The 12,867-nt window shown below is 59.0% G+C and carries 11 protein-coding genes; 1 reads left to right on the top strand and 10 read right to left on the bottom strand.

What is annotated here, in order from left to right; all coding sequences use genetic code 11:
- The first annotated feature begins 218 nt into the window (after positions 1-218).
- Positions 219-1,898: a 2-isopropylmalate synthase gene (gene leuA, locus J7E41_RS16990; RefSeq protein WP_214994511.1), complete on the top strand. Its 1,680-nt coding sequence runs from the start codon at positions 219-221 to the stop codon at positions 1,896-1,898.
- A gap of 131 nt (positions 1,899-2,029) precedes the next feature.
- Here the strand turns inward: leuA and J7E41_RS16985 are convergent, their stop codons facing one another.
- From J7E41_RS16985 to rlmN, 10 genes are all read right to left on the bottom strand, one after another.
- Positions 2,030-2,821, bottom strand: a complete 792-nt coding sequence (locus J7E41_RS16985; protein ID WP_214994509.1) for an amidohydrolase — start codon at positions 2,819-2,821, stop codon at positions 2,030-2,032.
- Positions 2,809-3,957 carry a pyridoxal phosphate-dependent aminotransferase gene (locus J7E41_RS16980; RefSeq protein ID WP_214994507.1) on the bottom strand — a complete coding sequence of 383 codons (1,149 nt, stop codon included), beginning with the start codon at positions 3,955-3,957 and terminating at the stop codon, positions 2,809-2,811. Before J7E41_RS16980 ends, J7E41_RS16985 begins: the two co-directional genes overlap by 13 nt.
- Positions 3,958-4,069: 112 nt before the next feature.
- Entirely contained in the window at positions 4,070-5,539 is a 1,470-nt protein-coding gene (gene der / locus J7E41_RS16975; RefSeq protein ID WP_214994505.1) for a ribosome biogenesis GTPase Der, read from the bottom strand.
- Between the two features lie 135 nt (positions 5,540-5,674).
- Positions 5,675-6,826: an outer membrane protein assembly factor BamB gene (bamB, locus tag J7E41_RS16970; RefSeq protein ID WP_214994503.1), complete on the bottom strand. Its 1,152-nt coding sequence runs from the start codon at positions 6,824-6,826 to the stop codon at positions 5,675-5,677.
- Positions 6,819-7,460, bottom strand: a complete 642-nt coding sequence (locus tag J7E41_RS16965; RefSeq protein WP_169353095.1) for a YfgM family protein — start codon at positions 7,458-7,460, stop codon at positions 6,819-6,821. The genes bamB and J7E41_RS16965 overlap by 8 nt, the downstream gene beginning before the upstream one ends.
- A 40-nt stretch (positions 7,461-7,500) precedes the next feature.
- Complete coding sequence (gene hisS / locus J7E41_RS16960) at positions 7,501-8,790, bottom strand: histidine--tRNA ligase (protein ID WP_214994501.1); 1,290 nt, start codon at positions 8,788-8,790, stop codon at positions 7,501-7,503.
- Between the two features lie 23 nt (positions 8,791-8,813).
- A complete protein-coding gene (ispG, locus tag J7E41_RS16955; RefSeq protein ID WP_155581716.1) occupies positions 8,814-9,923 on the bottom strand; it encodes a flavodoxin-dependent (E)-4-hydroxy-3-methylbut-2-enyl-diphosphate synthase in 1,110 nt (369 codons plus the stop codon).
- Positions 9,924-9,925: 2 nt separating this feature from the next.
- Complete coding sequence (locus J7E41_RS16950; RefSeq protein WP_214994499.1) at positions 9,926-10,930, bottom strand: RodZ domain-containing protein; 1,005 nt, start codon at positions 10,928-10,930, stop codon at positions 9,926-9,928.
- Positions 10,930-11,688, bottom strand: coding sequence for a type IV pilus biogenesis/stability protein PilW (pilW, locus tag J7E41_RS16945; protein ID WP_214994497.1), 759 nt, complete (start codon positions 11,686-11,688; stop codon positions 10,930-10,932). The genes J7E41_RS16950 and pilW overlap by 1 nt, the downstream gene beginning before the upstream one ends.
- A 12-nt stretch (positions 11,689-11,700) precedes the next feature.
- Positions 11,701-12,849, bottom strand: a complete 1,149-nt coding sequence (rlmN, locus tag J7E41_RS16940) for a 23S rRNA (adenine(2503)-C(2))-methyltransferase RlmN (protein WP_169353091.1) — start codon at positions 12,847-12,849, stop codon at positions 11,701-11,703.
- Positions 12,850-12,867: the final 18 nt, after the last annotated feature.

The following is a 12,867-nucleotide window of genomic DNA, read 5'->3' as shown; positions in this document are numbered from 1 at the left end:
GGCTTGCCATCTTTCACCCCCGCGGTTAGGGTTGAGCTTATGAAAACCTCTCACACCCTCATTCAGCTTCGCCAGCACCGCAGCCTGTGCCTTGTCAGCGCACGACTGCCAGGCTGAATCGATCTGCCTCGTCCCCCTGTTTTATCCAATAGCAGTATCCCTAATAAACGCTTTCCGGCAGGCCGCCTCTTCTCGGCCCTACAACAAGGATTCTTCTGATGAGCATGCTCAAAGACCCGTCTTCGAAATACCGCGCGTTCCCGACCATTGATATCCCGGACCGTACCTGGCCGTCGAAGACCATCACCGCCGCGCCGATCTGGTGCAGTTCCGACTTGCGCGACGGCAACCAGTCGCTGATCGAACCGATGGACGCGGTGAAAAAGCTGCGCTTCTGGAAAACCCTGGTGTCGGTCGGCGTGAAAGAAATCGAGGCCTCGTTCCCAGCCGCTTCGCAAACCGACTTTGACTTCGTGCGCACCCTGATTGAAGACAACCACATCCCCGAGGACACCACCATTCAGGTGCTGACCCAGGGCCGTGAAGACTTGATCGCCCGCACCTTCGAATCCCTGCGCGGGGCGAAGAAAGCCATCGTTCACTTGTACAACGCCACTTCGCCGTCGTTCCGCCGTATTGTCTTCAACCAGGACAAGGACGGGATCAAGGCCATCGCGGTCAATGCTGCCAAGCTGTTCGTCAAATACGCCGCCCAGCAACCGGAAACCCAGTGGACCTTCGAGTACTCGCCGGAAACCTTCAGCGCCACCGAGCTGGAGTTCGCCAAGGAAGTCTGTGACGCCGTGATCGAGGTCTGGAACCCGACGCCCGAGCACAAGGTGATCCTCAACCTGCCGGCTACCGTCGAATGCGCCACACCGAATATCTATGCCGACCAGATCGAATGGTTCGGTCGTCATATCAACCGTCGTGACAGCGTGATCATCAGCCTGCACACCCACAACGATCGTGGCACCGGCGTGGCCGCCACCGAACTGGGTTTGATGGCCGGTGCCGACCGTGTCGAAGGTTGCCTGTTCGGCAACGGCGAACGTACCGGTAACGTCGACCTGGTCACCGTCGCGCTGAACCTCTACACCCAGGGTGTGAACCCTGAGCTGGACTTCTCCGACATCGACGGCGTACGTAAAGTCGTCGAAGAGTGCAACCAGATTCCGGTGCACCCACGTCACCCGTATGTCGGTGATCTGGTTCACACCGCCTTCTCTGGCTCCCACCAGGATGCGATCCGCAAGGGCTTTACCCAGCAGAAATCCGACGCTCTGTGGGAAGTACCGTATTTGCCGATCGACCCGGCCGACATCGGCCGCAGCTATGAGGCGGTGATCCGCGTCAACAGCCAGTCGGGCAAAGGCGGGATCGCTTACCTGCTGGAACAGGAATACGGCATCAGCTTGCCGCGTCGTATGCAGATCGAATTCAGCCAAGTGGTGCAAGCCGAAACCGACCGTGTAGGCCTGGAGATGACCGCTTCGCAGATTCATGCGTTGTTGCAGCGTGAATACCTGCAAGCCAACACCCCGTACGCGCTGGTCAGCCATCGCTTGCAGGAAGAGAACGGCAACAGCTCGGTGGAAGTCGAAGTCTCCGGCAAAGGCCAGGGCGAGACCAACCTGCGCTGGCATGGCAAGGGTAACGGCGCCCTGGAAGCGCTGGTGGCCGGCCTGCCGATCGGTGTCGAGATCATGGACTACAACGAACACGCCATCGGTGCAGGGACCAATGCCAAGGCAGCGGCCTACATTGAACTGCGGGTCAACGGTGAGCGTCCGGTGCACGGCGTGGGCATTGATGAAAACATCACCACAGCCAGCTTCAAGGCCGTGTTCAGCGCGCTGAACCGCTCCCTGAGTCAGTTGGAAGCTAAAGCGGCGTAACCTGCCGCTGAAATGCAAAAGGCCCCTGGGTGAGAACCCAGGGGCCTTTTTGTTGGGCTCTAAAAATATGGTGCCTGTGATGGCCCCTTCGCGAGCAAGTCGAAAGCAATCTATCAGGCAACGAAAATCCGTCAGATGAACTCGAAAGTATCAGCATCCAGGTTCGCCGGAAAGCGCGCGCGGTAGGCCGCCAACTCCGCCGCATCCAGGCACACCTGAAACACCCCATCCGCCTCCCCCGCGCTCAACAGGCTCTCACCCTGGAAATCCAGGACCTGGCTGTCGCCGGTGTAGGCAAAGCCCTTGCCGTCTGTCCCCACACGGTTCACCGCTGCCACGTAGCACAGGTTTTCGATGGCCCGTGCCGGCAGCAGGCGGTTCCAGTGCTGACGCCGCGCTCCCGGCCAGTTAGCGGTATACAGCAGCAGGTCAGTGTCCTGGGCATCGCGGCTCCACACCGGGAAGCGCAGGTCGTAGCAGATCAACGGGCGGACCCTCCACCCCTTGAGCTCGAACTGCACCTGGCGTTCGCCGGGGGTGTAGTGATCGTGTTCACCGGCCATCCGAAACAGATGGCGTTTGTCGTAGTGCCACACTTCGCCGTCCGGCCGCGCCCACAACAAACGGTTGCGATGGCTGCCATCGGCCGCCTGGATGATCACGCTACCGGTGATGACCGCATTGTATTTTTTCGCCTGGGCGCGGAGCCAATCATGGGTCGGGCCGTGCTCCGGCTCCGCGAGGGTGTGCGATTCCATCGAGAAGCCGGTGGTGAACATCTCCGGCAGGACAATCAGGTCAGCGCCTTGGGCCTGCTCCAACAGCAGTTCGAAATGCTCAAGGTTGGCCTGGCGGTCATGCCACACCAGGGTGGTCTGCACCAAGGCGATATTCAGGTTGGGCAGTGCACTCAGATCACGCATAGCTTTTCTGCTGCTTGGCGCAGCGTCTCCTCGCGTTTGGCAAAGCACAGACGCACCAGGCGCTGGCCTTGCGGCGGGTTCTGGTAGAACACCGAGACCGGAATCGTCGCCACGCCGTGTTCGCGGGTCATCCACAGTGACATGGCGACGTCATCCAGGTCCGGGCGAATCTGTGAGTAATCCACCAATTGGAAGTAAGTACCGGTCACCCGGGTAAAGCTGAAACGCGAAGGCGCCAGCAGGTCGCAAAACAGGTCGCGCTTGGCCTGATAGAACGCTGGCAACTCCTCGACATGTTCCGGGTGTTCGGCCATGAAGTCCGCCAAAGCGTACTGCAATGGGGTCACACCACAGAAGCTGACATATTGATGCACCTTGCGCAATTCGGCGCTGAGGGCCGGTGGCGCGACCACGTAGCCGGTTTTCCAACCGGTGACGTGGTAGGTCTTGCCGAAGGAGCTGACCACGAAGGCGCGCTGATACAGCTCCTCATGGGCCAACACACTGACGTGAGGCACGCCATCGAATACCAGGTGTTCGTAGACCTCATCGCTGACCAGATAAATATCGCGGCCACGAATCAACTCAGCCAACTGATCCAGTTCGGCACGGCTGATCAGGGCACCAGTGGGGTTGTGCGGGCTGTTGAGAATGATCATGCGGGTACGCGGTGACAGCACGGCCTTGATCTGCTCGAAATCCAGGGCGAAGTCATCCAGGCCCAGTTGCACATGTACGCAGCGACCGCCCGCCAGCTCTACCGAGGGTTCATAGCTGTCGTAAGCGGGATCGAAGACGATGACTTCATCGCCGCTGCGGATTACCGCCTGGATCGCGCAGAAAATCGCCTCGGTGGCACCCGGGGTGATGGTCACTTCGGTGTCGGCATTCACCGTGGCACCATAGCTGCGAGCAATCTTGGCCGACACTTGCTCGCGCAGCACCGGCAAGCCGGTCATGGGTGCGTATTGGTTATGGCCGAGGGCGATATGCTTGCCCACCGCGTCGAGCAAACCTTGAGGCCCATTGAAATCGGGAAAGCCCTGGGACAGGTTGAGCGCGCCGGTTTGGGCGGCGAGTTGCGACATGGTGGTGAAAATGGTGGTGCCGACATTCGGCAGCTTGCTGGTGATCATCGGTAAGTCCCTGCTGAACACCCGGCTCTACGGCGGCACGGGAAGCCCCGAGGATAGCCCATACGGCGGGCATGAAAAAGGGCGCCAGAGGCGCCCTTTTGACCGATCAGGATCAGCGTTTGTCACGACGCTTCTTATCGGCCTTCTTGTGGTGAGTCATCATCCGACGCTTCTTGTTTACCTGGCGATCGGTGAGGCTGTTCTTGTTGCCCTCGTATGGGTTCTCGCCACCTTTGAACTCGATGCGGATCGGCGTACCGACCAGTTTCAAGACACGGCGGTAAGTATTTTCCAGGTAGCGGACGTAGGACTTCGGCACCTTCTCGATCTGGTTACCGTGAATCACGATAATCGGCGGGTTGGCACCACCCAAGTGGGCGTAACGCAGTTTGATCCGACGGTTGTTAACCATCGGCGGTGCGTGCTCGCCTACGGCGTCTTCGAGGATCTGGGTCAGACGGTTGGTCGGCCAGCGGGTTACTGCGGACTTGAACGAGTTCTGCACCGAGGCGTAGAGGTTGCCCACGCCAGTGCCGTGCAGTGCCGAGATAAAGTGAATATCGGCGAACTCGACGAAGAACAGGCGACGCTGCAGCTCGATCTTGACGAAGTCGCGCTCGCTCGGCGTCATGCCGTCCCACTTGTTGATCGCGATCACCAGTGCCCGACCCGCTTCCAGGGCAAAGCCCAGCAAGTTCAGGTCGTGGTCGACCACGCCTTCGCGGGCGTCCATGACGAAGATCACCACGTTGGCGTCTTTGATCGCCTGGAGGGTTTTCACCACCGAGAACTTTTCAACTTCCTCGTGGATCTTGCCGCGCTTGCGCACACCAGCGGTGTCGATCAGCGTGTACTTCTCGTCGTTACGTTCAAACGGGATGTAGATACTGTCGCGGGTGGTACCGGGCTGGTCATAGACGATAACCCGGTCTTCACCGAGCATGCGGTTGACCAGAGTCGACTTGCCAACGTTCGGCCGGCCGATGATAGCGATCTTGATACCGTCTTTTTCGCTCGGGCCAGGAATGCGCTTGGCTTCCTCACCTTCGGCAACGATCTCGCCTTCGCCCTCTTCTTCCTCGATGTCATCCCGAGGGAAGTCACGCAGGCAGATTTCCAGCATCTGAGTGATGCCACGACCGTGGGCACCGGCGATCGGGATCGCATCGCCCAGGCCCATCGGGCTGAATTCGGCGCGGGCCAGTTCCGGATCGATGTTGTCGATCTTGTTGGCCACCACGTAGGAACGCTTGTTGCGCTTACGCAAGTGCTCGCCAATCATCTGGTCAGCAGCGGTGTAGCCCGCACGGGCATCCACCAGGAACAACACGACATCGGCTTCTTCAATGGCGAGCAACGACTGCTCGGCCATCTTTTCGTCCATGCCATGCTCGTCACCGGAGATACCGCCGGTGTCGACAAGAATGTAGGAGCGCCCTTGCCACTTTGCCTCACCGTATTGGCGATCACGGGTCAGACCGGACAAGTCGCCGACGATGGCGTCGCGAGTCCTGGTCAGGCGGTTGAACAAGGTGGACTTGCCGACATTGGGTCGGCCCACCAGGGCGATTACGGGAACCATGCGGCTCTCCACTTCGTTATTTCAGAAAATACAAAAGCCGCTGCAAGGCAGCGGCTGGTGCTCGGGGCAGCACCCGAAGGTGCCGCATGCCCTGCCAAAGCAGGGCCGCCTGGGGGTTACCCCAAGCATAGTTCTTTACTTGATGGTCAGGGCTTCCAGCTTGCCACTGTTACCAAACACGTAAAGCATATTACCTACCACCAGCGGACGAGAACGCAGGCCGTCGCTGTCAATACGTTCGCGGCCGACAAAACGACCGTCTACCTGGCTCAGCAGATGCAGGTAACCTTCAAAGTCGCCTACCGCTACGTAGCTGGAGAACACTTCAGGTGCCGACAGCTGACGGCGCGCCAGGGAGTCGTTGCTCCACAGTGCGGTGGTGGAACGTTCGTCGACACTTTCAACAGTGCCGGACGCCAAGCTGACATAGACGCTGCCAAACCCTTGGGCGACACCGGCGTAGCTGGATGCATCACGCTGCCAGTTGATCCGGCCGCTTTGCAGGTCCAGTGCAGCCACACGGCCCTGGTAAGTCGCGACATAAACGGTTTCACCCGACAGCAGCAAGCCACCGTCGATGTCCACCACGCGATCCAGTTCCGAACGACCCTGTGGAATCGCTACTCGGGTTTCCCAGGCCGGCACGCCGTTCTGGATATTCAAGCCGACCACTTTACCGGTCGACAAGCCTGCCACGGCCAGGTTATTGGTCACAATCGGACCGCTGGTACCGCGCAAGGTCAGAACTGCCGGGGTGCTGTCGTACAACCAACGCTGGGTGCCGGTGGCGGCATCGAGGCCGATCACACGGTCATCCTGAGTCTGCACAACAACGACATCGCCGTTGTTGGCCGGCGGTGCGAGCACTTCACTGGTCACGCGAGCGCGCCATTTCTCTTCACCGTTGATCGAGTCCAGCGCAATGATTTCGCCTTTCAGCGTACCCAGCATCACCAGGCCGTAACCCACACCAATGGCACCGGATACCGGTACGTCGAGGTCTTTCTTCCACTTGACGTCGCCGTTCATGCGGTCCATGGACATCACGACGCCAGTGGAGTCAGCGGCCACAATGCTGTCACCGTCGATTGCCGGCACCAACAGGTTGTAGAGGTCGCCCTGACCGTCACCGACGGAGCGGCTCCACTGCTTTTGCAGGACCACTTCTTCCTTGAAGCTGGTCAGCTCGGCAGGAGGCAGTTCTTTTTTGCTGTTGCTGCTGCAACCCGCGGCCAAAACGGCCAGAGCCAGCAATGCTGCATGTTTCCAACGGATCACGTCATGCATCCCCTTTGGCCAGGTCGTCGAGCTTGATTTGTAAACCACCGACTGCTGCTTCATCAGACAGCGCAGCCTTCGCTTTTTGGTACGCAGCATTGGCTTCGTCGGTACGACCCAATTGGACCAACAGGTCGCCCTTGAGCTCTTCACGAGTAGCCAGGAATGCCTTGTCAGCATCGCCGTCGAGCAGTTTCAGCGCATCGTCAGGCTTGTTCTGTGCCGCCAGCACCTGCGCCAGGCGCTGGCGTGCGATTTCACCCAAGGTCGGGTTGACCGGCTTGTCGGTGATGGCTTTCAGCTCGGAAGCTGCGTCATCCAGCTTGCCGGTATCGACCGCGACTTTTGCGACGAACAGGCTGCCGTACTGGGCGTAGGCGCTACCACCAAATTCACTTTTCAGCTTGCCGGCCAGGTCCGCCACCTGGGCAGGATCAGGCTTGCCATCCGGCGTCAGCGTGGTTTCCAACAGTTGCTGATAGAGAATCGAGGCACCTTGAGACTGGTTGCCCTGATACTTGTGCCAGGCTTGCCAGCCGAACACCACCACTAAAGCCAGCAAGCCGCCAGTGACCAGGGGCTTGCCGTTGCGCTGCCACCAGTCTTTCAACTCGGCCAGCTGGTCATCATCAGTACTCGACACCCCAATACTCCTTAATCGCTAAATCGGCTGTTTGACAGCTTCAACCCTGCACGATGCAGGTGGCCAAGTGCGCAGCAAGCGCATCAAAGGCAATGCTTTGTTGTTCGCCCTGGCCACGCAGGGGTTTGAAACCTACCACTTGCTGGGCCAACTCGTCATCGCCCAGGATCAGCGCATACAACGCACCGCTCTTGTCGGCCTTCTTGAACTGGCTCTTGAAGCTACCGGCACCGGCATTGATCTGCAGGCGCAGGTCAGGCACTTGGTCACGGACCTTCTCGCTCAAGGTCAAGGCTGCCAGCTCGGCGGCCTCACCAAAGGCACACAGGTAAACATCTACCTGACGGGAAATCTCTTCGGGGATTTGCTCCAGGGTTTCCAGCAGCAGGATCAGTCGCTCGATACCCATGGCGAAACCCACGCCAGTGGTCGGCTTGCCGCCCATCTGCTCGACCAGGCCGTCGTAACGACCACCCGCACACACGGTGCCCTGGGCGCCGAGCTTGTCGGTGACCCACTCGAATACGGTCTTGCTGTAGTAATCCAGGCCACGTACCAGTTTCGGGTTGATGACGTAAGGAATACCGGCCGCATCCAGGCGAGCCTTGAGGCCCTCAAAGTGCGTGCGTGATTCGTCGTCCAGGTAGTCGGCCATTTTTGGCGCATCTACCAACACAGCCTGGGTATCGGCGTTCTTGGTGTCCAGGACCCGCAACGGGTTGGTTTTCAGACGGCGCTGGCTGTCTTCATCCAGTTTGTCCAGGTGGGCCGACAGGAACTCCACCAGGGCTTCGCGGTAGCGGCCCCGGGATTCGCTGGTGCCCAGGCTGTTGAGTTCAAGCTTGACGGCGTCGCGGATGCCCAACTGGCCCCACAGGCGCCAAGTCAGCACAATCAGCTCGGCATCAATATCCGGACCGTCCAGGTTGAACACTTCGCAACCGATCTGGTGGAACTGGCGATAACGGCCTTTCTGTGGACGCTCGTGGCGGTACATCGGGCCGATGTACCACATTTTCTGGGTCTGGCCACCACCGGTGATGCCATGTTCCAGCACAGCGCGCACGCACGCGGCAGTACCTTCCGGACGCAGGGTCAGGGAGTCGCCGTTGCGGTCTTCAAAGGTGTACATCTCTTTTTCGACGATGTCGGTCACTTCACCGATCGAGCGCTTGAACAGCTCGGTGAACTCGACGATCGGCGTGCGGATCTGCTTGTAACCGTAGTTATCCAGCAGGCGCGCGACAGTCGCCTCGAAATAACGCCACAGGGGCGTCTGCTCAGGCAGGATGTCGTTCATGCCACGAATGGCTTGCAGAGACTTGCTCACATCAAATCCTTAAATTCGTTCGATCAGCCGCGCGCGATAACCGCAGCGTCAGCTTCGACCTTTTCGGCCGCTTTCTGGCGGATCAACCGTTCCAGCTCATCCACCAGATTGTCATTCGTCAATTTCTGCGACGGCTTGCCGTCGATATAAATCAGGTTCGGCGTACCGCCGGTCAGGCCCACATGAGCCTCTTTGGCCTCACCCGGCCCGTTAACCACACAACCGATTACCGCAACATCCAGCGGCACCAGCAGGTCTTCCAGGCGAACTTCCAGTTCGTTCATGGTTTTCACCACGTCGAAGTTCTGCCGCGAGCAGCTCGGGCAGGCAATGAAGTTGATGCCACGGGAGCGCAAATGCAGGGATTTGAGAATGTCGTAACCGACTTTCACTTCCTCTACCGGGTCTGCCGCCAGGGAGATGCGAATAGTATCGCCAATCCCGTCGGCCAGCAGCATACCGAGACCCACCGCAGATTTCACTGTGCCTGAGCGTAAACCACCGGCTTCAGTGATACCCAAGTGCAGCGGCTGGACGATTTCCTTGGCCAACAAACGGTAGGCTTCTACTGCCATGAACACGTCGGAGGCCTTTACACTGACCTTGAAGTCCTGGAAATTCAGGCGTTCGAGGTGTTCAACATGGCGCAGCGCAGACTCAACCAGCGCCGCCGGAGTCGGCTCGCCGTATTTCTTTTGCAGGTCTTTTTCCAGGGAACCGGCGTTGACGCCGATGCGAATCGGGATCCCGCGATCACGGGCAGCATCCACCACGGCGCGCACCCGGTCTTCGCGACCGATATTGCCCGGGTTGATCCGCAGGCAATCGACGCCCAGCTCCGCCACGCGCAAGGCGATCTTGTAGTCGAAGTGAATGTCGGCCACCAGCGGCACCTTGACCAACTGCTTGATGCGGCCGAAGGCTTCGGCAGCATCCATGTCCGGAACGGAAATCCGAACAATATCGACGCCGGCCGCTTCCAGGCGGTTAATCTGGGCGACGGTGGCCGCAACATCGTTGGTGTCGCTGTTGGTCATGCTCTGCACCGCGATAGGGGCATCGCCACCCACCGGCACCGAGCCGACCCAAATTTTGCGCGATACGCGACGTTTGATTGGAGATTCGCCGTGCATGACTATTGTCCCAACTTCAGGCGAGCAGTCTCGCCACTGGTGAACGGCGCCACGTCCACAGCCTGGCCGTTGTAGGCCACTTGCGCGCCACGGGCAAAGCCCAGACGCAGCGTCAAAGGAGGCTTGCCGCCTTGGTCAAGCGTATCTCCTTTACGCTTCAAACCGCTAAACAGCACTTTGCCATTGCCATCGGTGACTTGCGTCCAGCAGTCAGCGACGTAAGTAATCTGTACACGTCCATCGCCCGCGATAAGCGCAGGAGCTGTAGGCGCGGCGACTGTCGGTGTAACCGGCGCGACCGGAGCCGTTGTGGCTGGGGCCTGGACTGGAGTTGCCGGGGCATGAACCGGGGCCGTTGGCGTTGCAGGCACAGCCGGAGCTGGCGCAACCGCCGTCGCGGCCGGATCAACACTGGCCTGGGCAGCCGGCTGACCCGCTTGCAGCTCCGGATTAGCCTGGGCTTCAGGCGTCGTTTGGGCCTGGGCAACGGCCTGGTCTTCCGGCTCGTCCAGCGGATGAATCTGGGTGGTACCGTCGGCACTTTCGACTTCGACATGTTCCATGGCGTTGCTGACCAGGTCCTTGGAGCGCAAGGACGTCTGGTCCTGCCACCAGACAAAGCCACCACCGATTACAGCGATCAGCAGCAACAGGCTGACGATTCGCAAAATAGTGTGGGAAACCCTTACCGGCTCTTCAATGTGGCCCAGGCCATGGACATTGCTGCCTTGGGAGTCGGTACCGGTGAACTGGTCGAATTCCTGGACCAGAACGGTCTGATCAATACCCAGCAATTTGGCATAGGCGCGGATATAGCCCCGGGCAAAGGTATGCCCTGGCAGCTTGTCGAACGCGCCGGTTTCCAGGTTGCCCAATGAAGTGGTGGTCAAATTGAGCTTGAGGGCCACTTCTGCCAGCGACCAACCATTACTTTCGCGGGCCTGACGCAAGGTCTCGCCTGGGTTTATGCGATTAGCTGCTACAACTTCCGGGTGCGCCGCTTTCATCATTGCTCCGACAGGTATTGCTGATATTCCGGCGTACCGGGATAGAGTCGTTCTAATTGCTGGCCAAAACGTGCGGCCTTGTCGCGTTCTTCATGAACCGTCGCCAAGCGCACACCGAGCAATAGACTACGTGCATTTTGCCCGCTGAGCAGGCTAAAACGCTCGTAATAGTCACGTGCCGGCACATAATGCCTGTCTTCGAAGGACAACTCAGCCATTTCGAGCAATGCTCGTGGCTGGTGTCGGTTCAGGTGCAAGGCTTTTTCAAGTTGCTGACGGGCGGTGTCGCGCTGGCCGAGAAGCATTGAAGTCACCCCAAGGTTCTCGAAAACCCGCGAGCGCTCAGGGTAAAGGGTATCAGCCGCAGCCTGCTGGAAATAATCGGACGCCAGATCATAACGTTTCTGCTGAAACAAAAAGCTGCCGTAATTATTCAGCAAGCGTGGATCGGCAGGACGTGAAGCCAGGGCCTTCTGGAAATACTGGGCGGCTAACTCAGGTTCGGCCTGGGCCTGAAACACCAGGGCCAATGCCGCGTTGGCGTCGGCATCGTTGCTATCCAGCTCAAGAGCCTTCTTCAATGGAACCTTGGCCTGCTCGGTCATCCCTTGCTGCAAGTAGCCCAAGCCCAACTGCACATAAGCAGCACGCGCCTCACTACGGCCCTTGCCGGTTTGCAAAGGGCTGTCATAACCCGATGAAACACAGCCAATCGTGAGACTGGCAACCAGCAACAGCAGCGCAAGGCGCAAGGGCATAGAGGTCCTCTCTCAGGTTCGAGTCGCAGCGCTTTGCGGCATATCGCTGTCAGCGCTCAACTCACGCACGGCGATATAACGTTCGCTACGACGGGTGCGATCCAGCACCTGTCCTACCAGTTGGCCACATGCCGCATCGATGTCTTCACCACGGGTGGTGCGTACAGTGACATTGAAGCCGGCATGGTGCAGTTGATCCTGGAAACGGCGGATGGCGTTGTTGCTCGGCCGCTCGTAGCCAGAATGGGGAAACGGGTTAAACGGAATCAAGTTGATCTTGCACGGTACATTCTTGAGCAGCTCGATCATCTCGACCGCGTGCTCGACCTTGTCGTTGATGTCCTTGAGCATGGTGTACTCAATGGTCAACACACGCTTCTCACCCAAGGTCGCCATGTAGCGCTGGCAAGATTCGAGCAGCATCTTAAGCGGATACTTCTTGTTGATCGGCACCAATTGGTTACGCAATGCGTCATTCGGTGCGTGAAGGGACAACGCCAGGGAGACGTCGATGTGCTTGGCCAGCTCATCGATCATCGGCACCACGCCGGAGGTCGACAGGGTCACACGGCGCTTGGAGATGCCGTAGCCCAGGTCGTCCATCATCAAATGCATGGCCGCGACGACGTTGTCGAAGTTCAGCAGCGGCTCACCCATGCCCATCATCACCACATTGGTGATGGCACGGTCGGCGGTCGCCGGGATGCTGCCGAACGATTTATTGGCAATCCACACCTGGCCGATGACTTCGGCGGCGGTGAGGTTGCTATTGAAACCTTGCTTGCCGGTGGAGCAGAAACTGCAGTCCAGGGCACAGCCTGCCTGGGACGAAACGCACAGAGTGCCGCGCTTGCCCTGGGGAATGTAGACGGTCTCGACGCAGCTGCCGGACGCCACGCGCACCACCCACTTACGGGTGCCGTCGGTGGAGATATCCTCGCTGACCACTTCGGGGCCACGAACTTCGGCAATGGTCTTGAGCTTGTCGCGCAGGGCCTTGCTGACGTTCGTCATGGCGTCGAAATCATCGACGCCAAGATGGTGAATCCACTTCATTACCTGAGCGGCACGGAAACGCTTCTCCCCGATTGAGTCGAAGAATTTTTCCATTTCCTGTTGAGTCAGACCCAGCAGGTTGGTTTTTGCAGTCAATGTAGTCATGGATTCACCTTCACTCTT

The sequence above is a fragment of the Pseudomonas fluorescens genome, assembly GCF_018614655.1.
Classification (GTDB): domain Bacteria; phylum Pseudomonadota; class Gammaproteobacteria; order Pseudomonadales; family Pseudomonadaceae; genus Aquipseudomonas; species Aquipseudomonas fluorescens_BX.
This window is presented reverse-complemented; position numbering and strand designations above follow the sequence as displayed.